This is a genomic window from Pararhodobacter aggregans (genome assembly GCF_003075525.1).
GTDB lineage: Bacteria > Pseudomonadota > Alphaproteobacteria > Rhodobacterales > Rhodobacteraceae > Pararhodobacter > Pararhodobacter aggregans.
In genome coordinates, this window is the sequence record NZ_QDDR01000004.1 from 47,107 (window position 1) to 72,958 (window position 25,852).

The window sequence follows — 25,852 nt, forward strand, 5'->3', positions numbered from 1 at the left end:
CCTTGGATCCGGGGTCAGCCGCACCCGCGACCCGTCCGGCGAAACCCGCCCCCCTCACCGCACGCCCCGTTCACCCAGGATCACCACCCGCGCGGCCCCGCCCTCGGTCAGAGCGGCGGCAAGGGTGACGAGCGTGCTGGCCGGGACCTGTCGGTCGGGCAGGATGCGGGCCACCCGCGGCTCGGTGAGGGTGGCGAGATAGCCGGCGGCATCGGTCTCGGCCCCGCCCTGCAGCAACTGCCCCTCGGCGGTCAGGACCAGCGCATCGGGCGGCGGCTGCAGCGGCGTATCGCCGAGATCCACCAGGGCGATCCCCTCGCCGGGCGAGGGGGCGAGCGTCCCGGCGATCAGGAAGAAGATCAGCATCAGGAAGACGACGTTTATGAGCCCGATCACCGGCTCGCCCTTGGTGCGGCGGACGGGTCGGTGCAGGCTCATGGCAGCACCCGGATGCCGAAAGGCGCGCCGCGCAGGGTGGCGAGAATATCGACCAGCCGCTGCGCCTCGACCCCCTCGGACAGCGCGATCAGCACCATGCCGCCTTCGCCTGCCAGCGCAGCGAGACGGGCGGCGAGGTCGGCGACCGGCGCTTCCACGGCGTTGACCCGCAGGCTGTCAGGCGCGAGCTGCACGAAGACCGGCGGGCGGTCGCTGGCCCCGCCGCCCGGCCCTCCGGGCGAGAGGTCCAGCTCGCCCAAACGGGTGAAGGTCGAGGTCAGCATGAAAAACAGAAGCAGCAGGAAGATCACGTCGATCAGCGAGGTGAGCGACAGCGCGGCCCGGCGCGGCGGCGGGACGAGGCTAGCCATCGGCACCGAGACCGGCGCAAAGGGCGGTGTCGATGATCCGTTCGGCCATCAGCGCCTCGCGGGCGATGCGGGCGTCGAACCAGTTGAGGATCAGCGAGGCGGGCATGGCCACGGCCAGGCCCACGGCGGTGGTCAGGAGCGCCACCCAGATCCCGCCCGCCAGTACCGAGGGATCGACGGCGGCGCCCGCCGCTTGCAGGCCCTGGAAGGCCTCGATCATGCCCAGCACCGTGCCGAAGAGCCCCAGCAGCGGCGCCACCTGCGCCACGGAATCGAGCAGCCTGAGCCCGGCCGAGAGCCGCGCCAGACGGGCCGCGGCAAGCCCGGTCAGCCGCGCCCGCACCGCGTCTTGCGCGGGGTTCGGGGCGGCCCGCAAGGCGGCGACCGCGAGGGCCGCCAGATGCGAGGGGGCGGCGGCGGCGGCCTGCGTGGCGCGCTCGGCCTCGCCCCGGTCCCAGGCCGCGAGCGCCTGCTCCAACGCGCCATGCCGCCCGACACCCAGCCGCAGGAACTGCCCCAGCTTGACCAGGATCAGCGCCAGCGCGATCACCGACAGCGCGATCAGGATCATCACCACCGGGCCGCCCAGATCGGCCAGTTTGCGCAGAGCCTCGGGGAGCGGGCTCATTGCAGCATCTCGACCGGCACCCGGGTCTCCAGGGCGAGGGGCGCGGCGCAGGCAGGTCCCTCGGGCGCACAGCTGTCGATGCCGTTGACCAGAAGCCGCGCGATTCTGTCGCAGGCAAGACCCGCCATCCGGAACGACCGGACCCGCATCCGCGCCGCGGGCAGGTTCTGCAGATCAAAGAGGGTCAGCGCCGCGACCTGTCCCGCGGTGTCGAACAGCACCGCCTCCAGCACCAGCCGGTCCAGATCCGCACCGCTGTCGTTCTGGGCGACAAACACGATCTGGCAGGCGTCGTCCTGGGGTTGCAGCGCGTTCAGTTCCAGCCGGATTGGCCCCGCCGTGGCAGGGCTGGCGGCAAGGATGAGCGCGAGGGTCAGGCAGCGGGACAGCAGCGTCATGTCAGGCTCCGTGCAGCGGGGCAGGGGCGCGGTCGGCCCCCGGATGGGCAAGGGCGTAGGGCAGCAGGAACCGGCCCTCCGCCGTGTCGATGAAGCCGGCGCGCAGGCCGAAGACGGTGGCGAGGCGCGCTTCGGTCAGGACTGCGGCGGGCTCGCCATCGGCGACGATCCGGCCGCGCTCCATCACCACCAGCCGGGTGCAGAAGCGCGCCGCATGGCCCAGATCGTGCAGCGAGACCAGGATGCCCCGCCCGCCCTCGGCCAGCTGCCGCAGCCGCTGCATCAGGGCGATCTGTTGCGCCGGGTCCAGCCCGGCCGCGGGTTCGTCGGCCAGGATCAGGGGCGTGTCCTGCACCAGCACCCGTGCCAGCAGCACCCGCGCGAGCTCCCCGCCCGAGAGGTCGGTCGCCGACCTGTCGGCGAAGGCGGCGAGATCCAGCGCGTCGAGAACCGCTTCGATCCGGCGGGTCGCGCTGTCAGGGGTGGCGGCGCCCGGCCCCCGGTGCGGCAGCAAGCCCAACGCCACCAGATCGCGGACCGGCATCGGCCAGGCGACGGTGCGGGTCTGCGGCAGGAAGCCTGCGTGGCGGGCGCGGGCCGCGGCGTTCATCTCGGCCAGCGAGGAATGCCCGGTGTGACGGATCAGCCCCAAGGCTGCGCGCAACAGCGTGGTCTTGCCCGCGCCGTTCGGCCCGATCAGCCCGACGCAATCGCCGGGACGCAGGCTGAGCGAGGCACCGGACAGCAGCGCGCGCCCGTGCCGGCTGACGCCCAGCTCCCGCAGATCAAGGAGGGGTGCGCTCAATGTCCGAGCCTTTCGGGCGTGTCCTCGGGCGCCTCGACCCCGCCGTCGTGCATCAGCAACCAGCGCCCCAGCAGGTCGGCATCCACCCCGCCCTCGCGCGCCGCCTGCCTGAGGCCCACACGCAGGGTGCGGCGCTGGTCGCGGCCCTCGGGCAGGATCAGCACCTCGGGCGCGACGCCCGCCCGCAGATGCTGCATCAGCTCGGTCTTCAGAAGCGCCAGATCCGCAGGGCCGAAGCGGTCGTAAAGCCAGGCCCAGCCGCGGGCGGCCTCGGGGTCATAGGGTTTCTCGCGGCCCTCGCCATCGGTGAAGGGGCTTGGCGGATGGAGCCCGGCACAGGGCACGAGGCCCGGCGGGATCGCCTGATTGGCGGAATGCGTCCGCCCGCCGCGCAGAAGCCGGGGCAGGACATGGGTATGGGGCCCGGGGGGCGACACGCCGCCGGTATCGGGCCCTCCGATCTTCTGGAACACCTCGACCCGGCCCAGCCGGGTCAGGGCCACGCGATGCGGATGGGCCCGCAGGATCGCGGCCATCGCCGGGTTGTCGGGCGCCATCAGCGATTGCCCGGCGGCGGCACGCAGCACGGCCAGCAGGGCGGGATCGGCGGTGCGGATGCAGAAATCGACCTGCGGCTGGGCCAACCCCATGTCGAAAAGAACCGCTCCGCGGTCCTCGGGGCGCAGGGCGTCACGGTCGGGGCCAAGCTCGGTCAGGACCGCACGCCCGGACATGGCGGCGGCCTCGGTCGGCAGGCACAGCATCAGCGACTGCCCCCAGCGCCCGGCGCGGGGCGAGAGCGTCTCGCAGGCCACCGGCTGCAGCTCGGATGGCAGCGACAGGCGGATGCCGCCGCGTGCGGTGACCCGCATCATCGCCTCGGCCGAGGCGGGTTCCTCGGGGTCGTGGCGGAACTCGGCGATGGCGCCGAACGAGCCCATCGACCAGCCGGTGCCGGGATCGGCAAGATGGCGTTCGAGCAGCGAGACGGTGGCAGTCAGGTTCATGGCGGACCTCAGGCGTTTTGCGCGAAACGGGTGCGCAGGATGAGCATCAGGAAGAAGGGCGCACCGAGGATCGCCAGCAGCACCCCCAGTTTCAGATCGCGCCCCGGCAGGATCAGCCGCACGGCGATATCGGCGGCGAGCAGCAGCGCCGCGCCCCCCAGCGCCGAGACCGGCAGCAGCCGCGCCGGATCGCCCCGCGTGGCGCGGCGCAGGACATGCGGCACCATCAGGCCGATAAAGCCGATGGCTCCGGCCACGGCGGTGGCGGCGCCGACCACGGCGGCGGTGCCCAGCAGCACGGTTGCCCGCAGCCGGCCGAGGCTCACGCCCATTGAGGCGGCGGCATCCTCGCCGAGTGTCAGCGCGGAAAGGGCGCGGGCCTGGGTCAGGAGCAGGGCGCAACCGAGAATGATGAAGGGCAGGGCGAGGGCGACATGGCTCCAGGACCGATCGGCCAGCGAACCCATCAGCCAGAAGACGATCTCCTGCGCGGCGAAAGGATCGGGCGACAGGTTCAGCACCAGGGCCAGCCCCGCGCCCGACAGGGCCGAGACGCCGATCCCGGCCAGGATCAGCGTCAGCGCGCCGCCCGCCGGGCCTGCCAGCAGCGCCAGCACCAGCACGGCGATGAAGGCCCCCGTGAGGCCTGCGAGCGGCAGGGCCAGCGCGAAAGCGGCGGCAAGGCCGGTCTGCAGGGCCAGCACCGCCCCCAGGGCGGCCGCGCCCGAGACGCCCAGAAGGCCCGGCTCGGCCAGCGGGTTGCGCAGATAACCCTGCATCACCGCGCCCGACAGCCCGAGGCCCGCGCCGATGGCGGCGGCCAGCACCGCACGCGGCAGGCGGAGTTCGCGCATGACCAGCGTCAGCGGCCCGCCATCGCCCCGAAACAGCGCGGACAGGCTGTCCGTGACCGGCACCGAAGCCGGGCCGATCAGGATCGAGGCGAGGAACAGCAGCGCCACCAGCGCGACAAGGGCGGGAACAAGCAGGCGGTTCATGGCGTGGTCTCGTCGATCAGCCGGGCAATGGCGTCCAGCACATGGGGCGTGCCGCAGACCCAGTCGCGGTCATTCGCCGCGACCCCCGCGCGATAGGCGCGGCTATGGCGCAGGGCCGGGTGATGCAGCAGGGCGCGGGCCTCGGACCAGCCGTCGGGGCTGCGGCCGGGCTGGCCGAGGATCAGCCGGTCGGGATCGGCCATGAGCAGCGATTCCAGCGTCACCATGCCGCCCCAGGTGAGACCCAGCTCATCGGCGATATTGCGCAATCCGGCTTCGCGCAGGATGTCACCCGAGAGGGTCCGCGACCCCCCGGTCCAGCCCCGCGCGGAATAGAGGACCGCGCGCGGCCCCTCGGTCCCGGCGCGGGCGTCGCGCAGGGACGCGGCCAGCCGGGTACGGTCGGCGCGGAACCCGGCGATCAGCGCTTCGGCCTCGGCCTCGCGCCCCAGCGCCGCGCCCATCTGCGTCAGGGCGCCCTCGATCTCGTCGAGGCTGTTCTCGGGCTCGAAGCGGATCACCGGCACGCCGAGCCGCTGCAGCATCGCCACCGTGGCGACGGTGGAATAGCGCCCTGCCAGCACGAGGTCCGGCTGCAGCATATAGATCTCTTCGGCCAGCCCGTGATTGGCGGGAAGGGCGCGCGCCGCGTCCCGCAAGGGGGCCACGGCGCCGTCATGGGCGAGGTAGCTGACCGAGATCAGCTGTCCGGGCGCCGCCAGCATCAGCGCCAACTGGTCGGTGCAGAGGTTCATCGACACCACCCTCGCGGGCGGCGCCGTCTGCGCCGCGCCGGCGCCGGCCCAGAGGGCCAGCGCCAGCACGGCGGCCAGCCCCTCAGAAACGCGCGCGAAGACCGACATAGGCCGACCGCCCCCGTCCTGCGTAGCCCCAGACATCCATCACCTCGGCGTCGAACAGGTTCGCCACCCGCCCGACCAGCGTCACCCGCGGGCTCAGCTCGTATTGCGCGGCGAGGTCGAGGGTGGTGTAGGCGGGCAGTTCGACCGTGGGATTGGCGCCCCAGAACTGCGTGTCCCAATTGCCCCGCACATGGCGCAGATCCGCGCTGAGGCTGCCGCGACCCTGCGCGAAGCCCCAGGTGGCGCCCAGCGACAGCTCGTGTCGCGGGCGGCGGATCTCGACGCTGCCATCGGGGTTTTCTGCCCGGAGCCAAGTATAGGCCATCCGCAGCCCGAGCGTTTCGGTCAGCTGCGTGCGGCCGCTGACTTCCACCCCATGCCGCAGGCTGTCGCCGCTCTGGTTGATGTAGCTCCAGCTGCCGGGGCCGGTCGAAACGGCGGTGATCTCGTCGGTCATCACCTCGCGGAAGAGGGTGACATCCAGCACGCCCTCGCTTCCCAGCGGCATCTCCAGCCCCAGGTCGAAGGACAGGTTGCGCTCGGGCCGCAGATTGGGGTTTCCGATATAGCCGAAGGCGGCGGCGTAGAGCTCGAAATAGCTCGGGTTCACCACGCCGGTGCCGGCCGAGCCATGCAGCCGCCAGCCGCCGCCGAGGTCATAGGCCGCGGCCAGCGTCCAGGTGGCCGCATCCTCGAAGACCCGGTTGTCGTCGTAGCGCCCGCCCATCTGCACCGAGAGCCCGCCGAATTCGCCCCGGTATTCCAACGCATAGGAGGTGCTGGCCCGGTCATAGAGCGGGTTCGAACTGCTCGAATCCCGCTCCCATTCCAGCATCGCGGTCAGAAGATGCGCGGCGCTCTCGACCGGCGCGCCGTCGAGGCCGAAGCTCAGCCGGTAATGCACGGCATCGGTCCGCGTCTCGGTCGGGGCGCCGCCGCTGCTGGCCTGGCTGTTGCGCGTCGTGGCCAGCGAGAGGCGATGCACCAGCCGCCCGCCCGCCTGTTCATAGGTCAGGCCCAGGCCCGCCGTCAGCTCGTCGCGGTCGCTGAAGAGGGTCGGGTCGTCGACCACATAGCCCCGCCAGTCGGTCGCCATCCAGTCGGTCGCATCGTAATCGTAATGCTCGCGCGACCGGCGCAGGGTGAAATCGACGCTCAGGTCGTCGCTCAGCGCGTAATCGCCCGACAGGATCGCGGAGCTGCGGCGGATGCCGTCCCGCTCGCCGCCGCTGCCGGAATTGTCGTACCCGAGGTCATCGAGGTGCGAAAGCGCCAGCGACACACCGCCCCGCTCGCCGCGCCAGCCCAGAAAGCCCGAGGCCCGGTGCGCCGCGCCGGTCTCGACCGAGACTTCGCGCGTCAGGCCGGGCGTGGCGCGGCGGGTGACGATGTTGATGACCCCGGCCGAAGCATTCGAGCCATAGACCACCGATTGCGGCCCGCGCAGGACCTCGATGCGCTCGATCATCGCCGTTTCCAGCCCGCTGAGGATGTATTCGCCATCCCCGCCCGCGGCCTCGATCCCGTCGATCAGGATCAGCGTGTGATTGGCCTCGGCCCCGCGGATGCGGACCTGGGTGAAGCTGTCGCCCGAGCCCGAGACCGCAACACCGGGCAGCGCGCGCAGCGCCTCCTGCACGGTGGTCAGGCCGCGTTCCTCGATTTCCTCGCCGGTGACAAGGGTCACGGCGCGGCCGAGGCTGTCTTCCTCGACGGGCGTCAGGCCCGCGCTGAGGATCAGCGTGCCGAGGTCGTAATAGGTCTGCGCGCTGGCAGGTCCGGCCACCAGGGCCAGGCTGGAGACTAGGGAAGGCAATAGGCGCATGGAACCCCCGAACGGATGCGCAGACACCCGGGAAAGGTGCCGTCGAAACAACGATGTGCGGGGTGATGAGACCGCCGCGGGTGAAACTCACCGCGACGGCATGGCCGTTGCCCTGGCGCCCTCCGCGCCCGGAACAGGGTGATGTGCCGGCAGGTCTCCTGACTCGCGGGTCATCGCTTGGCCGGGCCTTCCCGGGGCAAGGGGCCCCAGTGGCATATCCGACCGCACTCGCCGCTCACAGTTGCGGGGGCAGTCCCGGAATAGCGCCCCATGGCGGGGCACGCACCGGGTTCCCTTCTTGCGTCCTGCACGGTGACACCGCGCAGGAACCGGAACGCCCTTTGGGTAGCATCGCGGTTCGACCAAGGTCAAGCGATGCCGGTGCCCGGCGGGAAGTGTCCGGGATGGCTGATGGCGGCGATTGCCCGGGGGCGGAGCGGTGCCGGGGACTAGAGATCGCGGACCAACCGCAGGCCCAGATGCGCCGGGGGTGTGCCGGTGGCGCAGCCGCCGCGGGCCGGGTCGCGGACCAGATAGGACAGCGGCGCCAGATGCTCGCCGCCGACGTAGAAGGCGGCGCAGCGGTCAGGTGCCACATCCGGGCCCTGCACACAGTCCGAGGTCCATTCCCAGACGCTGCCGTCGAGATCGGCGATCCCCTCGGCCGTGGTCGAGAAGGCGCCCTGTGCGCGCAGCCGGCGCGGGGCGTTGGTCTCCAGCAGATAGGCCGAGGCCCAGCGGAGATTGGGGTCGGTGAAGATCGGATCCGGGGCCTCGGGCAGCACGGATTTCGCCATCGCCTGCCATTCGGTCGAGCTGGGCAGCCGGTAGCCGCCACCGCTGCGCCGGTTGAACCAGGCGAGGTAGTCCTGCGCGTCCAGATAGTTGATGCCGGTGGCGGGCGTGGTCGCGGGGTCGAGCGCCGCCGGGGCCTGAAGGGCAAGGCCGCAGGCGCCTTCGGCATGGCAGCGGTTCCATTCGGCGACCGTCACCTCGAAACGCTGCACTTGAAGCCGGTGTCCGTCCGGCAGGAGGATGGCCTCGGCGGCCATTTCCGGGCCGGGCAGCAGGTCGGGGCGGGCCGGCATCAGGCCCGCCCCCAGGGTGATGACCGCCGCCAGAAGTGCCAGACCCGCGGCGGCGAACCGGGACGCTGGGCGCCGGGCGGGCAGGGCGGGGATTGCGGCGGCGGTCATGGCGGGGACTCCGGTCGGCAGGTCAGAAGGCGCGCGGCGCCACGACCTGTTCCATCAGTTCGTTGTTCCAGGCCCCTTCGACCACCACATGCGCCGTGGCGCCGAGGATCGCGGCCTCGATCAGGTTATGGTTGACATAGGCATAAACGCCCGGCTGCTCGAAGGTGTACAGCACCGCCACGGCCGAGCCGCCGCGCACGAACCAGGTCTCCATCCCGGTCAGGGGCGGATCCGAGAACGAGCTTTCCCAGACGTAATTCCCGTGCCCGCCGATCAGATGCGGGCGGCTGTCGCGGTTGGCCTGGTTATGGACCATCAGCACGGTTTCACCGACATTGGCGCGCAGCGCATTCTCCCCGGTAAGGGCGCCGACCGCCCCGTTGAAGACGCTGTGCGTCGGCGTCAGGCTGCGCATCGCCTCGATCGATTCGGCGTAATCGTCGCCCGCGGCGGCATAGGTCTTGTAGGTGCCGTCCTCATCCACCGGCAGGTAGAAATCCTGCTCGCCGATGTAGAAGATCCGGTCATAGCTCAGCGCATTGCCGTCGCGGTCCTTCAGCCCGTCGCGCGGCAGCACCATGACCGCCCCGTTCATGCCGTGGCAGACGTGATAGGGGATCATCGCGCCGCCCGGCGCGCAATGGTAGGTGAAGCAGCCGGGTTTCGTGGCCTTCCAGCGCAGGACCGCTTCCTCGCCCGGGAAGACATGGGTCAACGCCCCGCCCCCCAGCGCCCCGGTCGAGGCGTGGAAGTCGATGTTGTGCTCCATCATGCTGCTGACGGGGTTGCGGATGGTCAGTTCGACCATATCGCCCTCATGGACGACGATCAGGGGGCCCGGCACCCAGCCGTTATAGGTCAGCGCCCAGATCTCGGCGCCGGTATCCTCGTCGATGGTGAGCAGGCGTTCCTCGGTCTCCAGCGTGATCTCGACAATCTTCGGCCCGCCGGTCGCGACCTGCTCATGTTCGGGCGCGAAGGGGGGCGCCACCAGTTCCTGGCGCACACGGGTATAGCCGCTCAGATCCACCGCGGGGCTCGCGGCCTCGGGCACGGCCTCGCCGCTTTTTTGCAGCGAGGGGACGCGGGGCAGGGCGCCGCGTTTGGCTTGCGCGGGTCCGGCAAGGGCGGCACCGCCGGCCCAGGCGGCGGCTCCGGCCAGCATCGAGCCGCGCAGGATGCCACGGCGGCTGGTGGGAAGAAGGCCCGGGTTGATCTGCTTGGACATCATGTCCTCCTGGTTTGTAAGTCTTGGCATCAACGGGAAGATCGGAGAGGTCAGAGGTTGCCCAGCTGCGCCTCGAAGCGTTCGCGCGCCCGGGGCGGGATGCGCCCGGCCAGAAAATCCTCGGGCGCGGTGCTGGCCTCGCCCACGACGATGGTCATCACCATCCCCATGGCGTAATGCGGCGTGCAGCGGACGCCATAGAGGCCCTCGGTGTCCAGCGTGACCTCCAGCTCCTGGCCGACGCGGCTGGTAAAGGCCTCGGCCCCCGCGGGGATCATGCCGTCGACCGACTCGGCATTATGGCCGCGGTCGGTGGCCACGAAATGCACGGTGTCGCCGGGGGCAACGCGCAGAAAGGCGGGTTCGAAGACCATCGGCCCGGCCTCGCCCCGGTTCAGCATCTGCACCTGATGGGTCTCGGCGTAACCCGCGCCGGCAAGGCCCAGCATCAGCACGAGGGCGGTCGCGGTGGCGGTCATGGCGGTCCGTTTCATCTGTAACATCCTTTGGTTCGCGGTGTCGTCATGGCGGCTTGGTACTGCCGGGCCGCGCCTCAATCTTTGAGCAAGCGCAAAGTCCGACTGTTATTGTGGGCGATGCGAAATTTGACTCGGCCCCGCCGAACAGGGACAAGGGAAGGCCAGCACCGGAGCGGAGAAGCCCTTGCCACGCCTTGACGAATCCCTGCTGACCCATCTGCCGCCTTTTGACGGCCTGTCGCGCACCGATATCCGCCGGATCCTGGACGGCGCGGTGTCACGGCGGTTCGAGATTGGCGCCGATATCTTTCGCGAAGGTGAACCGGCGGACAGATTCTTCCTGCTGCTCGACGGCTATATCCGCGTTGTCCGCTCCACCGAGGCGGGCGAGCAGATCACCGTCCTGCACATCCCCGCCGGCCAGTTGTTCGGCATCGCCCGCGCCATCGGGCGCGAGACCTATCCCGGCCGCGCCGTGGCGGCGGCGGAATGCATCGTGCTGTGCTGGCCGACGGGGCTGTGGGACGATTTCACCCGGCAATACCCGGGGTTCAGCCTGAGCACGGCGCGCACGGTCGGCGTGCGTCTGGGCGAGATCCAGAGCCGGATGCAGGAACTGGCGACGCTGCATGTCGAGGCGCGGATCGCCACCGCGCTGTTGCGGCTGATTACCCAGACCGGCCGCCCGACCGAAGCCGGGGTCGAGATCGACTTTCCCCTGACCCGTCAGGACCTGTCGGAAATGACCGGCACCACGCTGCACACCGTGAGCCGCCTGCTCAGCGCCTGGCAGCGCGAGGGGGTGGTCCAGTCGCAGCACCGGCGGATCACGGTGCTGGACCGCGCGCGGCTCGAGGCCTGCGCGCAGCACCGGGGCTGAGCGCCCATCCTTCGCGTCAAAGTCGCCTTTCGCGCCAAAGCCCGCCTTTCACGCCAAAGTTTGCGTTTGCGCAAAACCTGCCCTGCGGACGCAGGTTAACCCGGGGGTCCTGAGTGACCATCCTGGAGACCCGAGCATGGCAGAGATCCTGACCAAGACACGGGCACGGAACATCTTTTACGGGGGATCCATATTCTTCGTGGCGGTGTTCGGCGTGCTCGCTGTCCAGAGCCACCGATACATCGTCAACACCTCCACCGCCCAGATGCCGCTGACCCCCGAGGTCGCGCTCGGCAAGGAGGTGTGGGAGCGCCATTCCTGCATCAACTGCCATAGCCTGCACGGCGAAGGTGCCTATTTCGCGCCCGAGGTCGGCAATGTCATGACCCGCTGGGGCGTGCTGGATGACCCCGAGGCCGCCTATGAGGTGCTGGACGCCTGGATGCAGGCCCAGCCCTCGGGGATCGAGGGCCGCCGCCAGATGCCGCAATTCCACCTGACGCCCGAGGAGACCCGCGCCCTGTCGGAATTCCTGCGGTGGGCCGATCAGATGGACACCCAGGGCTGGCCGCCCAACGACGCGGGCTGAGGAGAAAACCCATGAAATACCAAACCCAGAAAGTGGCCTATGCGTACTTCCTCGTCGCGCTGGCCCTCTTCGCGATCCAGGTGATGGGCGGGCTGCTCGCCGGCTGGATCTATGTCTCGCCCAATTTCCTGTCCGAGATCCTGCCCTTCAACATCGTCCGCATGATCCACACCAACGCGCTGGTGGTCTGGCTGCTGCTGGGCTTCTTCGGCGCGGCCTATTTCCTGGTGCCCGAGGAAGCCGAGCGCGAACTCTATTCGGCGAAACTGGCCTATCTGCAGCTGGCCATCCTGGTGATCGGCACGCTGGGCGCGGTGGGCAGTTACCTAGTCGGCATCCACGGCGGGCGGGAGTTTCTGGAACAGCCGCTGTGGGTCAAGTTCGGCATCCTCATTGCCGCGCTGATCTTCCTGTTCAACATCACCATGACCGCGCTGGCGGGCCGCAAGACGGCGATCACCAACGTCCTGCTCATGGGCCTCTGGCTGCTGTCGCTGCTCTGGGTCTTTGCCATCATCAACCCCGAGAACCTCGGGCTGGACAAGATGTACTGGTGGTTCGTCGTTCACCTCTGGGTCGAGGCGACCTGGGAACTGGTGATGGCTGCGATCCTCGCCTTCCTGATGCTGAAGCTGACCGGCGTCGACCGCGAGGTGGTGGAGAAATGGCTCTATATCATCGTCGCCACGGCGCTGATCTCGGGCATCCTGGGCACCGGACACCATTATTACTGGATCGGCACGCCGGGCTATTGGCAGTGGATCGGCTCGATCTTCTCGACCTTCGAAGTCGTGCCGTTCTTCCTGATGATGTCCTTCGCCTTCGTCATGGTCTGGAAGGGCCGTCGCAATCACCCGAACAAGGCGGCGCTGCTATGGTCGCTGGGGTCCTCCACCGTGGCCTTCTTCGGCGCCGGGGTCTGGGGCTTCCTGCACACGCTGCACGGGGTCAACTTCTACACCCACGGCACGCAGATCACCGCCGCGCACGGGCACCTCGCCTTCTATGGCGCCTATGTCGCGCTGAACCTGGCGATGTTCACCTATGCGATGCCGATCCTGCGCAACCGCGATCCCTATAATCAGGTCATCAACATGGGCGCCTTCTGGCTGATGACCGGCGGCATGGCCTTCATGACCTTCACGCTCACCTTCGCGGGGACGATCCAGACCCATATGCAGCGCGTGCTGGGCGATGACTTCATGAGCGTGCAGGACGGGCTGTCGCTGTTCTACCTGATGCGCTTCGGTTCGGGTGTGGCGGTGGTCACGGGTGCGCTGGTGCTGATCTATGCGCTGCTGGTCGCCCGCCGTCACGAGATCATCGCGCCGGGCCGCGCCCAGCCTTTGGCGGGGGAATGACCATGGGTATCCAGGACACCCCCCGGCTGCCGTTCTATCAGGAGACAGGGCGCGAATGCGCCCTGTTCGAGACCGCCCATGCCAAGGGCCTGCCCCTGCTGCTGAAAGGCCCGACCGGCTGCGGCAAGACCCGGTTTGTCGAGCATATGGCGGCGCGGCTGGGCAAGACGCTGCACACCGTCGCCTGCCACGACGACCTGTCCGCCGCCGACCTGATCGGGCGCTATCTGCTCAAGGGCGGCGAGACAATCTGGGTCGACGGCCCCCTGACCCGCGCCGTGCGGGAGGGGGGGATCTGCTACCTCGATGAGGTGGTCGAGGCCCGCAAGGACGTGACCGTGGTCCTGCACCCGCTGACCGACACCCGCCGCACGCTGGTCATCGACCGCACCGGCGAGGAACTGGTGGCGCCGCGCGAGTTCATGCTCGTGGCCAGCTACAACCCGGGCTACCAGAATGTGCTGAAGCGGCTGAAACCCTCGACCCGCCAGCGCTTCCTGTCGATCGGCTTCGACTTCCCGCAGCCCGAGGCGGAAATCGCCATCGTCGCGCGCGAAAGCGGGCTGGAGGCCGGGCGTGTGGCGCCGCTGGTCCGGCTGGGCGGCGCGATCCGGCGGCTGTCGGGTATGGATCTGGAGGAGGGGGTTTCGACCCGCCTTCTGATCTATGCCGCCACGCTGATGGCCTCCGGAATGGGGGTGATGCAGGCCATCGAGGCCGCGATCATCGAGCCGATGACCGACGAGGCGGATGTGCAGCGCGCGCTGCGCGATGTCGTCGCCACCATCTACGGGTGACGGGAATGCGCATACTCGACCTGATGGCGCCGGAAGAGACGGTGGGCGAGATCTGGCACGGGCTCGCGCAGGGTCTGGGCGCCACGCCGCATTACCCCGAGGCCGGGGTGACACTGGCCTCGGTCCGCCCCTCGCTGGCGCTGCTGTTTCGCGCGCTTGGTGGCGCGGCCTCGGTCGACCTGGTCGAGGCGCCGGAAACCGCGATCACCCATCGCCCCAGCCTGACCCGCAAGCTGGCGGCCGGGCGCGACACCCAGACCCGCGCGCGGTTTGACGGAGAGCGGCTCTCGCTGCCGCCCACCATCGACGCCTTCCCCGAGGTTGGGCTCAACCGCGCCTGCTATCTCTGGCTTACGGCGATGGCCGCGCTGGGTCAGGCGCCCGAAACGCTGCCCGACAGTGGCCCCGAGGCCGATTTCGCCCAGATCGCCACCAATACCGCCGCCACCCGCGCCGTGCTTGCCGCCTGTCCCGGCCTGCGCGAGTCGCATCGCCGGATGCTGCCGCTGGCTTTGGCGCAGCGCCCTCTTCCCGGCCCCGGCTCCGAACGCGCGGTCGAGGCCCTGCTGCAAGCGGCACTGAAGAACGAAGTCCCGGTCGCAGCGCCGCCGCCCAGTCGCGGGCACCTTGCTTTCGCGCCGGTCCCCCTCTGGCTGCACTGGGCACGTCCCTGCTCGGGCGATGCCGCGCCGGAACCCGAGGCCGAACCCGGCCCCGCCCCCTCGGCCGCTGTCACCAAGCGCAAGTTCGGTCAGCGCCGCGATCTGGATCAGGCGAACCGGCGCGACAGTTTCATCGTCCACCGCTTCGAGGCGATCCTCAGCTGGGTCGAGGCGCTGAACGTCAACCGCTCCGTCGATGACGACGACGACGAGAACGCGGCCAAGGCCGCCGACGATCAGGACCGTCTGACCCTCAGCCGCAACGACCGCAAGGCGGCGACGCGGCTCAGGCTGCATCTGGACCTCTCGCCCGCCGATGCCGATCACGAACGGCTTTCCGGCACCCATACCTATCCCGAATGGAACCACCGCGCGCGGGCCTATATGCCCGATCATGCCCGCGTCCTCGACGCCCCGGCCGAGGAAAACGCCGCCTATCACGGCAATCCCCGCCGCATCCGCGAGGTCCGGCGCCAGTTCGAGGCCCTGCGCCCGCGCCGCCTGCTGCAACCGCGGCAGGTGGAGGGTGCTGAGCTGGACCTCGACGCGCTGCTGACCGCACAGACCGACCTGCGCGCTACCGGGCGGGGGTCGGACCGCATCTGGCAGGCCGCGCGGCAGGTGGAACGTGACCTGAGCGTCGCTTTCCTGATCGACACCTCGCGCTCGACCGAGTCGGCGATCGGCGACACGTCCGTGATCGAAGTCGCACGCGAAGCCATGGCAGCGATGGCCGAGGGCATCGAGGCCGCGGGCGACCGGCTGGGGATCTGGGGTTTCTCCTCCTTGCGCCGGGACCGGGTGTTCCTGAGCCGCGTCAAGGATTTCGCCGATCCGGTCAGCCCACAGACCCGGGCCCGTATCGGTGGTCTGAGGCCCGGGCATTACACCCGCCTCGGGGCCGCGATCCGCCACGTCTCGGCCCAGTTGCAGCAGGAGAGCGCCACCCGCCGCCTGCTCATCGTTCTGACCGACGGCAAGCCCAACGACCTTGACCATTACGAGGGCCAGCACGGGATCGAGGACAGCCGCATGGCGGTGCGCGAGGCGCGGCGCGCGGGGCTTGCCCTGCATGGCGTGGTCATCGACGAGGACGGGCAGGACTGGTTCCCCCGCATCTTCGGCCGCGGCGGTTTCACTCTGCTGCCCGATCCCGGCCGCCTGACCCGCGCCCTTCCCGACATCTATCGCCACCTCACGCAGGAGACCTGACATGCGCGTCCTTCCCTTCATCCTGTCCCTGATCGCCACCCCGGTGGTGGCCGAGGCCTTCGACCGGCCGATCCCGCAGGCCCAGACCGCCGAGGCGGAAGTCTGGTATCTGGTGGCCTCGCTGGCCTTTGTCGCGGCGCTGGTGGGTGTGCAATGGCTGGTCCGCCGGTCATGAGCGCGCCGGGCTGGAGCGTGCCGCGCCTGACGCTGGCCTTGTTTCCCTTCGGCTGGGGGGCGATGGCGGTGAACGTGTTCTTCGCCTCGTTGATCGGCTCCTGGGTCGGGTTGCCGGTGCTGGGCACAGGGCCCTCGGCCGCGCTCGGCGCCCTGATCGCGCTGCCCGCCACCTGGGCCTTTGCCCGCCACATCCGCCAGCTGATCGACCGGGCCGAGGAGGGCAGGGCATGAGGACGATGGACCGGCACAGGGCCTGGACCGGGCCCGCGCTCTTCAGCTTCGGTTTCCGGCCGTTCTTTCTGGGCGCCGGGATCTGGGCGGCGCTGACCATGGCGCTGTGGATCGCCATGCTGTCGGGTCTTCTGGACCTGCCGACGCGCTTTGACCCCGTTGCCTGGCACGCGCATGAGTTCCTGTTCGGCTATCTCGGCGCGGTGTTGGCGGGCTTCCTGATGACCGCCGTGCCCAACTGGACCGGCCGCATGCCGCTGGTCGGCTGGCCGCTGGTGGTCCTGTTCACGCTGTGGCTCACGGGCCGGGTCGCCGTCACCATCTCTGCCCTGCTGCCGCCCCTTGCCGCGCCGGTCGCCGATCTCGCCTTCCCGCTGGCCCTGCTGGCGGCGATGGGGCGAGAGGTGGTGGCCGGGCGCAACTGGCGCAACCTTGTCGTGCTGGGCATGCTGGCACTCTTCACGCTCGGGAACGCGGCCTTCCATCTCGACGCCATGCGCGGCGGAACCCCGGCTCAGGGTGCAGGTCTGCGGCTGGGGCTGGGCGCGGCGATCCTGCTGGTGGCGCTGATCGGCGGGCGGATCATCCCCTCCTTCACCCGCAACTGGCTGGCCAAACGCGGCCCCGGCCGCCTGCCGACCCCGCCCGACCGGCGCTTCGACAAGGTGGCGCTTCTGGCCCTGCTGGGCGCCGTCCTGCTCTGGATCACGCTGCCCGAGGCGCCGCTGACCGCCGTGGCGCTGATCCTCGCCGGGGGGCTGCACGCCGTGCGGCTTGGCCGCTGGGCCGGGGGCCGTTGCCGGGCCGAGCCGCTGGTCTGGGTCCTGCACCTGGCCTATGGCTTCGTGCCGCTGGGGGCGCTGGCCCTGGGCGGGGCGATCCTGTTTCCCGCCCTGCTGGCGCCCGCGGTCGCGCAGCATCTGTGGATGGCGGGCGGGATCGGGCTGATGACGCTGGCGGTGATGACCCGCGCCACACTGGGCCATACCGGACAGGCGCTGACCGCGAGCCGGGGAACGACCGCACTGTATCTGGCGGTGGTGCTGGCGGTTCTGGCGCGGCTTGCCGCGGGGCTGGCGCCGGGCAGCGCCGATCTGCTGCTGAGGCTCTCGGCCCTGGGCTGGATCGCCGGGTTCGGCGGCTTCACCCTGCTTTACGGCGGGCTCCTGCTGCGCCCGCGCGCGCTGCGCTAGAGCCGCGCCCGCCAGAGGCGGAAACGCCCCTGGCCGGTGATCTCCTCGATCAGGCCGCGCTCGGTCAGCCGGTCCAGATTGCGCTGGACCGCGGCGCGCGACGCGCGGGTCTCCGCCTCGGCCAAGGGAGCGGCGACCAGCGGCCAGCCTTCGATCACATCGAGCAACAGCGCCGGAACCCGCCCCGAGAGGTCGCCGGTCGCCTCCTCGGCCCGCTGCCGCCAGGCCGTCAGCCGTTCGAGGTGCAAGAGCGCCGCCAGAACCGATTGCTCTGCCCCGGCGATCCAGGCGGCGAGTTTGCGGCGGGGCTCGCCCTGTCCCTGCAACCCGCCCGGCCCGCCGGTCGCCAGCGGCAGGAAGGGCGCACCCTGCCCGGGCAGGCGGCTCATCGCCGCGCCATGACGGGCGGCAAGGACCGCGGCCTCCAGATCGCGGGCGGTCTCGGGGCCGATGAGGCGCCAGGCCTGAAACAGGACCGCCGCCTGCGTCACCGGATGCAGGCCCGCCATGCTGCGCAGCAGAACCGCCAGATCCTCGATCGTCTCGCCCGGGCGGTCGAGGAAACCGCCGATGTCCTGCGCGGGTGCCGGGCCATGCGTCAGCCGTCGCGTCGCCCAACCGGCGCGGGCCAGGGCGGCCTCGCTCTCGGCCGTGCTGCCGACGCGGAGCGCCAGCCACAGGCCCAGCCGCTCGACCGGGAAGCGGGTTCCGGCCCACCAGGAGAGCGTCGCCACCTCCTGCAACGCCAGCCGCAGCCTGAGGCCGGGCGGACCCTGCCGCAGCCGCAGGTCCAGCTCGCCGAAAGCCAGGCTCAGCCCGGCCAGCGGTCCCGCCAGCGCCTGCTCGGCCGCGCGCCATTCGTCCGGCTCGAACAGCGCGCGGCGGTCGGCCCGGGGCAGGGGCTGGTCAAGCGGGTCGTCATCCTCGAAGGGGCCGGGCAGGAACCAGAGGTCCTCCTCGGGGATGCCCTGGGGATCGTCCGGCAGATCACCGGGGAAGTCGTCGTCTACCGGGCGCGGCATGGCTCAGCCCCGCGCCACATAGCCGCGGCGGTGCTTGGCGGCTTCCAGCGCGCGGAACGCCTGCAGCGCGTCACGGGCCGAGGGGAAGGAATCGATCTTCTGCCTGCCATAGGTGCCGTTCCGGCCCCAGCCGCGCGTCACGCACCATTGCCCGAAAAGATCCCGCCCGAGGTCGATCCGGTAGAAGCGGTCGATGTTCTCAGGGGCGTCGCGCCGCTCCAGCGATCTGTGCATGCCCTGCCCCCGGCTGATCCCCCTGATTCTGGGCGCGCAGCGCGCAAAAGGCAAGGATTTTGCGCATTGGGGCGGCGGGAACCCGCCTCAGGCAGCCTCGAGGCAGATCGCTACCCCCATACCCCCGCCAATGCAGAGGGACGCCAGACCCTTCTGCGCCCCGCTGCGCCGCATCTCGTGCACCAGGGTGGTGACGATGCGGTTGCCGCTCGCTGCCAGCGGATGGCCCAGGGCGATGGCCCCGCCGTTCACGTTGATCCGCGCGGGGTCCCAGTCCATGTGCCGGTTGACCGCCAGCGACTGGGCGGCGAAGGCCTCGTTGATCTCCAGCCTGTCCAGATCGGCGGCGTTCCACCCCGCCCGGACCAGCGCCGCGCGCGAGGCTTCGACCGGCCCCAGCCCCATGTCCATCGGGTCGAGCGCGGCGGCGGCGTAGCTGGCGATCCGGGCGAGCGGGGTCAGGTTCAGTTCCCGCATCCGCTGCTCGGACACGACCAGCACCGCCGAGGCGCCGTCGTTCAGGCCCGAGGCATTGCCGGCGGTGATCGTCCCCTCGGGGTCGAAGGCCGGCGCCATGGCGGCCAGACGCTCCAGCGTGGTGGCGCGGGGCGATTCATCCTCGGTCACCACGCGCTCGCCGCCCCGGACCGGCAGGGTGATCGGCACGATCTCATCGGCGAAGAGCCCGGCCTTCTGCGCCGCCGCCGCCCGCTGCTGCGAGGTCAGCGCGAAGGTATCCTGCGCCTCTCGCGTGATCTGGAAGCGGCGGGCCAGTTGCTCGACCGTGGTGCCCATGTGGATGTCGTTGAACACATCCCAGAGGCCGTCGACGACCATCATGTCCTCAAGCGCGAGGTCCCCCATGCGCGCGGGCGCCCGGCTCTGCCGCAGCAGGCGCGGGGCCTCGGTCATGCTGTCCTGCCCGCTGGCCAGCACGATCCCGGCGTCACCCGCCCGGATCGCCTGCGCGGCAAGATGGATGGATTTTTGCCCGGCGCCGCAGACCTTGTTGATGGTCATGGCGGGCACCCGGTCGGGGATGCCCGCCCAGATCGCCGCCTGCCGCGCCGGGTTCTGCCCGGCGCCGCCCTGCAGGACCTGCCCGGCGATCACCTCGTCGATCAGGGCGGGGTCGATCCCGGCATCGGCGATCACGCCGCGCATCACCGCGGCCCCCAGCCGCGCCGCCGGAACCCCGGCATAGGCGCCGCCCAGCTTGCCGATCGGTGCGCGGCGCGCAGCGACGATGAAGACACCTGTGGACATGTGATCCTCCCTGACGAATCTGGACCGAACGGTACAGTTTCGCGGAGGGCAGGTAAAGCCCGCTCTCAGCCCTTGCGGCAGGCGCGCAGCACCAGGCCCGCGAATTTCTCGGCCAGGGCCTCGATATCGCCCGCGCGTTGCGGCCCGACCCAGAGGAAGGCGTAGAAATACATGCCCAGCAGGGCCTTCAGCTCGTCGGGATCGACGGCGCGCAGGCGGGCGGTGTCGCGCGCCTCGTTCATCACCCGCTCCCACAGGCGGAAGTAATCGCCGTGCAGCCTGAGGACCGCGCGGCGGTATTCGGGCGAGAGCGCGTGCACCTCGCGGAAGCAGACGGTCATCTCGGCGTTGTCCTGCACCACGGCCTGCATCAGGCCCAGGGACAGCGCGCGGATCCGCTGTTCGGGATCGTCGCTTTGCGCGAGGATCGTCTCGGCCCCGGCCAGAAGATCGTGCAGATAGACGGTCATGATGTCGAAGAGCAGATCCTCTTTCGACCGGATATGATGATAGAGCGCGCCCTTGCCGTGGTTGGTGGCGCTGCTCAGCTCGGCGGTGCCGACGCTGCCATAGCCCTTCTCGGCGAAAAGCTGGGCGGCAGTCTTCATGATCGCACGCTTGGTGTCGCTGATCGGGCGCTTCTCGGCCGGGGTCTGCATGGGGGCTCTCTCGATTCTCTGCGCCATCCATATCAGTGAGTGACCGGTCGGACCAGTCTGCTCCGATGCCCGGAGGGCCGGGCATCGGAGACTTTCTGTCGCAGGGCCTAGAGAATGAGCGGCAACAGCGTCACGCCCGCGCCGAAGATGACCAGACCGAAGATCATCATCACGGCGGTATAGCCCAGGATGTCGCCGGCGCGCAGCTTGGTCACGCCCAGCAGCGGCAGCATCCACATCGGCTGCAAGCCGTTGGTCAGCTGGTCGCCATAGCCGAAGGCGATGATGGTCTGGCCCATGTCGGCGCCGATGTTGCGCGCGGCCTCGATCAGGACCGGCCCCTGCACCGCCCATTGGCCGCCGGCCGAGGGCACGAAGAGGTTGACGATGGCCGAGCTGAGCATGGCGAAGAAGGGGAAGGTGAATTCGGTCGAGATCGACACCAGACCGGCGGCAAAGATGGTGATCAGGCCCGAGCCCGACATGATCCCCATGATCCCGGCGTAGAACGGGAATTGCAGCGCCACCTGACCGCAGGCGCCGATCGCCTTGTCCACCGCCTGCACATAGGCAATCGGCGTGCCATGCGCGGCCATCCCGGCCAGCAGCAGGATGAAGTTCACCATGTTGAGGTTGAGGTCGAAGCCGTTGGTCATGAAATGCCAGACGACATAGCCCAGGCCCACCACGACCACCGCCCAGCTCATCAGATAGGAGCGTTCCATCCGCGCGGCGACGGTGCGGTCGCGGGCGTCGGTCAGGCTGGCGTCCCCGGCCAGCGCGTTCTCGGCCGCCGGGGTCGGCGGTTCGGGATCGACGGTGAGGCGCTCATGCTCCGGCGGCTGCATCGCGGCATAGACGAAGGGGATCACCAGCAGGAAGATCAGCAGCGTCACCAGATTGTAGCCGGTGAGGATGGTGTTCTCGAGGCCGATCAGCCCGATCTCGCTGGACAGGAAATGCCCGGGCGTGTTGACCAGCAGCGGCGCCGAGGCCGAGAAGCCGCAGTTGAAGACGATCAGGCCCGAGAAACCGGCCGCGGCGGCCAGCGGGTAATGCACCCGGATGCCGCGCTCCAGACAGTTCTGGCTGACCCTGCGGGCCGAGATGGCGCCGATAATCAGCCCGAGCCCCCAGCTGATGGCGCCGAAGATCACCGCCAGCGCGGTGATCATGACGATGGCCTGCGTCGCGGTCTTGGGGATCCGGGCCACCCGGTCGATGGCGCGTTCGACCGGCGGCGAGGAGGCCAGCACATAGCCGAACAGCAGGATCACCGTCATCTGCATGGCGAAGGTCAACAGGTTCCAGAACCCGCCGTACCACAGGCCCACCACCTCGGCCGGGCCGGTCGGGGTGAGCGTCATGGCCAGCACGGCGGTGAGGCCGGTCAGCACGATGGCGAAGATGAATGGATTGGGGATGAAGGCGCGCGTGAATGTCGAGCACGCAAGCCCGAGTCGGTATAGCATGATGGTTCCTCCCTTGGACCCCACGGACCTTGTGGACCGAACGGTCTGATGCACGATACGCGCGGTTTTCCGCCTGCGTCAATTTAAACTGATCGGTCCGGCGCGGTTTCTGAGCGGGTTTCCTGAAGGTTTCGTGCTGATGGCAGCCGAAGCAAGGCTGTAGGGAAGGGAATGGCTTGCCTGCGCCTCTGATGAATAATGTGCGATAAATCAATGGATTGGCTCTGGCTCTGGATGTTCCGTCATGGTTCAAGTCCCGCGGAACAGGCGGTGGTCGAAATTTTTTGCTTGCAGAGACGAGTCTGGACCGAATAGTCCATAGTCATCAGGTTGGGAGCCTCGATAGTCTCGGGAGGGGGATGAAATGGACAGATCGGTACTCTGGCGGCCAGACGCTGCGGCCCTGCGGGAAACCGCCCTGGCGCGCTTCGCGCAGGAGAACGGATTCGGGGTCGCGGAATACGAATCGCTGCATGCCTGGAGCATCGCCGATCCCGCCGCCTTCTGGTCGCGCCTGTGGGATTTCGCGGGCATCAAGGGCGAAAAGGGCAGCGTCGCGCTGCACCGCGACCCCGCCGCCTGGATGACTGGCGCGCGATTCTTCCCCGAGGCGCGGCTCAACATGGCGGAGAACCTGCTGGCCCGCGCCGACGCCGCGCAGGCGGTGATCGAGCTGGACGAATCGGGCAACCGCCGGGCTCTTTCGGCCGATCAGCTGCGGGCCGAAGTGGCGCGGGTCGCCCGCGGCCTGCGCGCGGCGGGCGTGGTCAAGGGCGACCGGGTGGCGGCGATCCTGCCGAACCGGATCGACTGTCTGGTCACGCTGCTGGCCTCGCTCGCCATCGGCGCGGTCTGGACCTCGTGCTCGCCCGATTTCGGCGCGGCGGCAATCCTCGACCGGATCGGGCAGGTGCAGCCGAAGGTCCTGTTCGCCCAGACCCGCGTGACCTATGGCGGCAAGAGCGTCGACCTCACCTCCCGCATCGCCGAGATCGCGGGGCAGATCCCCGAGCTGGGCGCGCTGGTGCTGGTCGGTTCCGGGGCCGAGGCGATGGACCGCCCCTCGATCCTCTGGGAGGCGTTCGGCAGCCCGGGCGCCTTGGACTTCGCGCCGCTCGCCTTCGATGACCCCTGCTATATCCTCTATACCTCGGGCACGACCGGGGCGCCCAAGGCCATCGTTCACCGCACCGGCGGCGTGCTGCTGCAGAAGCTGAAAGAGCATCTGCTGCACGGCGATGTGCGGCCGGGCGACCGCTTCCTGTGGTACACCAACACCGCGTGGATGATGTATCATTGGGTCGTCGCCAGCATGGGCTGCGGCGCCACGCTGGTGCTCTATGACGGCGCGCCGATCCTGAAGCGGGACGGCGGCTATGAGTGCGGGCCACTCTGGCGCGCGGTCGAGGCCGAGGGGATCACCCATCTGGGCATCAGCCCGAAATACCTGTCGACGCTGATGGAGCAGGGTTATCGCCCCGGCGCCGAGCACGACCTGTCGTCGCTGCGCTGGCTGATGTCGGCGGGCAGCCCGGTGTCGCCGGATCAATACGACTGGATCTATGACGCGGTCGGGAAGCACCCGGGCTTTGCCTCGATCTCGGGCGGGACCGAGATCATGGGCTGCTTCCTGCTGGGCTCGCCGCTGCATCCGGTCAAGCGCGGGCAGCTGACGGTCAAGGCCCTCGGCATGGCGGTCAATGTGCTGGACGAGCGCGGCGCCCCGGTGCGCGGCCGCCCGGGCGAGCTGGTCTGCACCGAGCCCTTCCCCTCGATGCCCGCGACTTTCTGGGGCGAGGGGGGTGCCGCGCGCTACCGCAAGAGCTATTTCGCCGACCGGCCCGAGATCTGGACCCATGGCGACCATGCGACGCTGAACATCGACGGCACGGCGGTGATCCATGGCCGCTCGGATTGCACGCTGAACCCGGGCGGGGTGCGGATCGGCACGGCCGATATCTACAACGTCTGCCAGAAATTCCCCGAACTGACCGACGCGCTGGTCTTCGGCCGCGCGGTGCCGGGGGATGAGGAAATCGTCCTCTGCGTCAAGCTGGCCGAAGCGGCCGACCTGACCCCGGATCTGGCGCAGGCGATCCGCTCGCGGGTCCGCGCCGAATGTTCGCCCCGCCATGTGCCGGGCGCGATCTATGCGGTGGCCGACATCCCGATGACGGTGAACGGCAAGCGGGTCGAGGGCGCGGCGCGGTCCATCGTCGCCGGGCAGGTGGTGGCCAACCTCGCCTCGCTCGCCAATGCGGATTGCCTGGCGGAATACGCCGCGCTTTCGGAAAGGACCGCGCTATGAGGCCGCAGGCCGCACTGATCGGCGTGGGCTCGCTGGCCCCGCAACGACGGACCGAGGGCGCCTCGACGCTGGGCATGCTGGCCCGGGCCGCGAAAGCCGCGCTGGACGATTCCGGGCTGGAGAAATCCGCCATCGACGGGCTGCTGGTCGGCCCGCAGGTCGGCGAGACGCCGCAGCATGTGCCGGCGACCGTGGCCGAATATCTGGGCCTGCAGCCGGTCATGGGCAATGTCGTCGATCTGGGCGGGGCCTCGGGCCCCGGGATGATCTGGCGGGCGGCGGCGGCGATTCAGGCGGGGATGTGCGAGACGGTGCTCTGCGTCATCGGCAACCACCGCAACCCCGAGGCACCGCGCAGCCCCAACCGCAACCCGATCCGCGAATTCGACGTGCCCTTCGGCGCCTCGGGCGCGAATATCTCCTACGCGCTGCTGAAACAGGCGCATATGGCGCGCTATGGCAGCACGGACGAGGATTTCGCCCTGATCGCCCATTGGGCGCGGGCCAATGCCCAGCGGATGCCGGAGGCGATCTTTCACGGCCAGCCCGCCAGCGTCGACGAGGTTCTGGCCTCGCCCCTGGTGGCAAGCCCGCTGCATCTGTTCGAGATCGTCATGCCGGTTGCGGGGGCCGAGGCGGTGATCGTCACCTCCGCCGCGCGGGCGAAGGGCAGGCGCGCGGCCTATCTGCTGGGCGCGGGCGAAAAGATCACCCACCGCGCGGTCAGCCAGGCGCCGGATCTGACCTCGGGGCCGCTGAAACCCTCGATGACGCGGGCCTTCGCGCAATCGGGGCTGGGCGTGGAGCGGATGTCGCTGCTCTCGCTCTATGATTGCTACACGATCATGGTGGCGACGACGCTGGAGGACAGCGGGCTCTGCCCGCCCGGCCAGTTCGGCGCCTTCATGCGGGCGCATGATTTCGGGCCCGAGGGCGATTGGCCGCTGAACACCCATGGCGGGCAGCTGGGCTATGGCCAGCCGGATCTGGCCGGTGGCATGACCCATGTGACCGAAGCCGTGCGCCAGCTGCGCGGCAGCGCCGAGGGGCGGCAGATCAAGGATGCGGAATTCGCGCTGGTGACGGGCAACGGGGCCACCATGTCCGAAGCCGTGGCGCTTGTCCTGGGAGCCGAGCCATGACCGACCTTTCCACCCTCAAGGTCCCCGGGCCGACCGAGATTGCGCTGACGCAACCCTTCTGGGACGCCGCCGCCGAGGGGCGTCTGGTGATCCCGCATTGCCGCGCCTGCGATCAGCCCTTCTTCTACCCGCGCGAGATCTGTCCGCATTGCTGGGCCGATGCCTGGGACTGGCGTCAGGCCAGCGGGCAGGGCCGGTTGAAGAGCTTCAGCATGGTCTGGAAACCGGGTCATCCCGGCTGGGCCCCCGCCGCGCCCTATGCCGTGGGGCTGGTCGCGCTGGCCGAGGGGCCGGTGATGCTGAGCCATATCCTGAGCCCTGCGCCGGTGGTCGGCATGGTCCTGACGCTGGCGCCCACCGACATTGGCGGGCGGGTGCTGCCCGCCTTCCGCCCCGCCTGAAACTCAATGC

28 protein-coding genes and 1 riboswitch are annotated in these 25,852 nt (G+C 69.7%); of the genes, 11 read left to right on the forward strand and 17 right to left on the reverse strand.

Annotated elements, in window-relative coordinates; all coding sequences use genetic code 11:
* Positions 1–54: 54 nt before the first annotated feature.
* The 12 genes from DDE23_RS09215 to DDE23_RS09270 form a co-directional block, all read right to left on the reverse strand.
* Positions 55–438 (reverse strand): ExbD/TolR family protein, encoded by a 384-nt coding sequence (locus DDE23_RS09215; protein WP_107750991.1) that lies wholly within the window; start codon positions 436–438, stop codon positions 55–57.
* Positions 435–809 carry a biopolymer transporter ExbD gene (locus DDE23_RS09220; RefSeq protein WP_107751232.1) on the reverse strand — a complete coding sequence of 125 codons (375 nt, stop codon included), beginning with the start codon at positions 807–809 and terminating at the stop codon, positions 435–437. The genes DDE23_RS09215 and DDE23_RS09220 overlap by 4 nt, the downstream gene beginning before the upstream one ends.
* Positions 802–1,437 (reverse strand): MotA/TolQ/ExbB proton channel family protein, encoded by a 636-nt coding sequence (locus DDE23_RS09225; protein ID WP_107750992.1) that lies wholly within the window; start codon positions 1,435–1,437, stop codon positions 802–804. The genes DDE23_RS09220 and DDE23_RS09225 overlap by 8 nt, the downstream gene beginning before the upstream one ends.
* Positions 1,434–1,835: a hypothetical protein gene (locus DDE23_RS09230; protein WP_107750993.1), complete on the reverse strand. Its 402-nt coding sequence runs from the start codon at positions 1,833–1,835 to the stop codon at positions 1,434–1,436. The genes DDE23_RS09225 and DDE23_RS09230 overlap by 4 nt, the downstream gene beginning before the upstream one ends.
* 1 nt (position 1,836) lies before the next feature.
* Positions 1,837–2,640, reverse strand: a complete 804-nt coding sequence (locus tag DDE23_RS09235; protein ID WP_170121801.1) for an ABC transporter ATP-binding protein — start codon at positions 2,638–2,640, stop codon at positions 1,837–1,839.
* Positions 2,637–3,647: a DUF6925 family protein gene (locus tag DDE23_RS09240; protein ID WP_107750994.1), complete on the reverse strand. Its 1,011-nt coding sequence runs from the start codon at positions 3,645–3,647 to the stop codon at positions 2,637–2,639. The genes DDE23_RS09235 and DDE23_RS09240 overlap by 4 nt, the downstream gene beginning before the upstream one ends.
* Positions 3,648–3,655: 8 nt before the next feature.
* Positions 3,656–4,645: a FecCD family ABC transporter permease gene (locus DDE23_RS09245; RefSeq protein WP_107750995.1), complete on the reverse strand. Its 990-nt coding sequence runs from the start codon at positions 4,643–4,645 to the stop codon at positions 3,656–3,658.
* Entirely contained in the window at positions 4,642–5,508 is an 867-nt protein-coding gene (locus DDE23_RS09250) for an ABC transporter substrate-binding protein (protein ID WP_107750996.1), read from the reverse strand. The genes DDE23_RS09245 and DDE23_RS09250 overlap by 4 nt, the downstream gene beginning before the upstream one ends.
* The gene (locus DDE23_RS09255; RefSeq protein WP_107750997.1) at positions 5,483–7,333 is read right to left on the reverse strand and encodes a TonB-dependent receptor plug domain-containing protein; all 1,851 of its coding nucleotides are present in this window, start codon (positions 7,331–7,333) and stop codon (positions 5,483–5,485) included. The genes DDE23_RS09250 and DDE23_RS09255 overlap by 26 nt, the downstream gene beginning before the upstream one ends.
* A 131-nt stretch (positions 7,334–7,464) precedes the next feature.
* A riboswitch (cobalamin riboswitch) is annotated at positions 7,465–7,682 on the reverse strand.
* Between the two features lie 100 nt (positions 7,683–7,782).
* Complete coding sequence (locus DDE23_RS09260) at positions 7,783–8,529, reverse strand: formylglycine-generating enzyme family protein (RefSeq protein ID WP_238149942.1); 747 nt, start codon at positions 8,527–8,529, stop codon at positions 7,783–7,785.
* A 22-nt stretch (positions 8,530–8,551) separates the two neighbouring features.
* A complete protein-coding gene (nirK, locus tag DDE23_RS09265; RefSeq protein ID WP_107750998.1) occupies positions 8,552–9,757 on the reverse strand; it encodes a copper-containing nitrite reductase in 1,206 nt (401 codons plus the stop codon).
* Positions 9,758–9,807: 50 nt separating this feature from the next.
* A complete protein-coding gene (locus DDE23_RS09270; protein ID WP_107750999.1) occupies positions 9,808–10,251 on the reverse strand; it encodes a pseudoazurin in 444 nt (147 codons plus the stop codon).
* A 169-nt stretch (positions 10,252–10,420) separates the two neighbouring features.
* On the opposite strand from DDE23_RS09270, the gene DDE23_RS09275 reads away from it, so the two are divergent.
* The 8 genes from DDE23_RS09275 (at position 10,421) to DDE23_RS09305 (ending at position 17,338) form a co-directional block, all read left to right on the forward strand.
* Positions 10,421–11,116: a Crp/Fnr family transcriptional regulator gene (locus DDE23_RS09275; RefSeq protein WP_107751000.1), complete on the forward strand. Its 696-nt coding sequence runs from the start codon at positions 10,421–10,423 to the stop codon at positions 11,114–11,116.
* Between the two features lie 136 nt (positions 11,117–11,252).
* Positions 11,253–11,705 (forward strand): c-type cytochrome, encoded by a 453-nt coding sequence (locus DDE23_RS09280; RefSeq protein WP_107751001.1) that lies wholly within the window; start codon positions 11,253–11,255, stop codon positions 11,703–11,705.
* An 11-nt stretch (positions 11,706–11,716) separates the two neighbouring features.
* Positions 11,717–13,066, forward strand: coding sequence for a cbb3-type cytochrome c oxidase subunit I (locus DDE23_RS09285; protein ID WP_107751002.1), 1,350 nt, complete (start codon positions 11,717–11,719; stop codon positions 13,064–13,066).
* A gap of 2 nt (positions 13,067–13,068) precedes the next feature.
* Positions 13,069–13,863: a CbbQ/NirQ/NorQ/GpvN family protein gene (locus DDE23_RS09290; protein WP_107751003.1), complete on the forward strand. Its 795-nt coding sequence runs from the start codon at positions 13,069–13,071 to the stop codon at positions 13,861–13,863.
* 5 nt (positions 13,864–13,868) lie between these two features.
* Entirely contained in the window at positions 13,869–15,737 is a 1,869-nt protein-coding gene (locus DDE23_RS09295) for a nitric oxide reductase activation protein NorD (protein ID WP_107751004.1), read from the forward strand.
* Position 15,738: 1 nt separating this feature from the next.
* Positions 15,739–15,912 (forward strand): hypothetical protein, encoded by a 174-nt coding sequence (locus DDE23_RS25310; RefSeq protein WP_170121802.1) that lies wholly within the window; start codon positions 15,739–15,741, stop codon positions 15,910–15,912.
* On the forward strand, positions 15,891–16,145 hold the full coding sequence (locus DDE23_RS09300) for an NnrT protein (RefSeq protein ID WP_238149943.1): 255 nt from the start codon (positions 15,891–15,893) through the stop codon (positions 16,143–16,145). The genes DDE23_RS25310 and DDE23_RS09300 overlap by 22 nt, the downstream gene beginning before the upstream one ends.
* Positions 16,142–17,338: an NnrS family protein gene (locus DDE23_RS09305; RefSeq protein WP_107751006.1), complete on the forward strand. Its 1,197-nt coding sequence runs from the start codon at positions 16,142–16,144 to the stop codon at positions 17,336–17,338. The genes DDE23_RS09300 and DDE23_RS09305 overlap by 4 nt, the downstream gene beginning before the upstream one ends.
* Here the strand turns inward: DDE23_RS09305 and DDE23_RS09310 are convergent.
* The 5 genes from DDE23_RS09310 to DDE23_RS09330 form a co-directional block, all read right to left on the reverse strand.
* Positions 17,335–18,360: a hypothetical protein gene (locus DDE23_RS09310; RefSeq protein ID WP_107751007.1), complete on the reverse strand. Its 1,026-nt coding sequence runs from the start codon at positions 18,358–18,360 to the stop codon at positions 17,335–17,337. The genes DDE23_RS09305 and DDE23_RS09310 overlap by 4 nt on opposite strands.
* Positions 18,361–18,363: 3 nt before the next feature.
* Positions 18,364–18,594 (reverse strand): WGR domain-containing protein, encoded by a 231-nt coding sequence (locus DDE23_RS09315; protein ID WP_107751008.1) that lies wholly within the window; start codon positions 18,592–18,594, stop codon positions 18,364–18,366.
* Positions 18,595–18,681: 87 nt separating this feature from the next.
* On the reverse strand, positions 18,682–19,860 hold the full coding sequence (locus tag DDE23_RS09320; protein ID WP_107751009.1) for an acetyl-CoA C-acetyltransferase: 1,179 nt from the start codon (positions 19,858–19,860) through the stop codon (positions 18,682–18,684).
* 65 nt (positions 19,861–19,925) lie between these two features.
* Complete coding sequence (locus DDE23_RS09325; protein WP_170121803.1) at positions 19,926–20,519, reverse strand: TetR/AcrR family transcriptional regulator; 594 nt, start codon at positions 20,517–20,519, stop codon at positions 19,926–19,928.
* Between the two features lie 107 nt (positions 20,520–20,626).
* Positions 20,627–21,991, reverse strand: a complete 1,365-nt coding sequence (locus DDE23_RS09330) for a short-chain fatty acid transporter (protein ID WP_107751011.1) — start codon at positions 21,989–21,991, stop codon at positions 20,627–20,629.
* A 364-nt stretch (positions 21,992–22,355) separates the two neighbouring features.
* Here DDE23_RS09330 and DDE23_RS09335 point away from each other — a divergent pair, with 364 nt between their 5' ends.
* Genes DDE23_RS09335 through DDE23_RS09345 form a run of 3 tightly spaced genes read left to right on the forward strand, consistent with a single transcriptional unit; the run spans position 22,356 to position 25,842 of the window.
* Positions 22,356–24,299, forward strand: coding sequence for an acetoacetate--CoA ligase (locus tag DDE23_RS09335; RefSeq protein WP_107751012.1), 1,944 nt, complete (start codon positions 22,356–22,358; stop codon positions 24,297–24,299).
* Positions 24,296–25,441, forward strand: a complete 1,146-nt coding sequence (locus DDE23_RS09340; RefSeq protein ID WP_107751013.1) for a thiolase family protein — start codon at positions 24,296–24,298, stop codon at positions 25,439–25,441. Before DDE23_RS09335 ends, DDE23_RS09340 begins: the two co-directional genes overlap by 4 nt.
* On the forward strand, positions 25,438–25,842 hold the full coding sequence (locus DDE23_RS09345; protein WP_107751014.1) for a Zn-ribbon domain-containing OB-fold protein: 405 nt from the start codon (positions 25,438–25,440) through the stop codon (positions 25,840–25,842). Before DDE23_RS09340 ends, DDE23_RS09345 begins: the two co-directional genes overlap by 4 nt.
* Positions 25,843–25,852 lie beyond the last annotated feature (10 nt).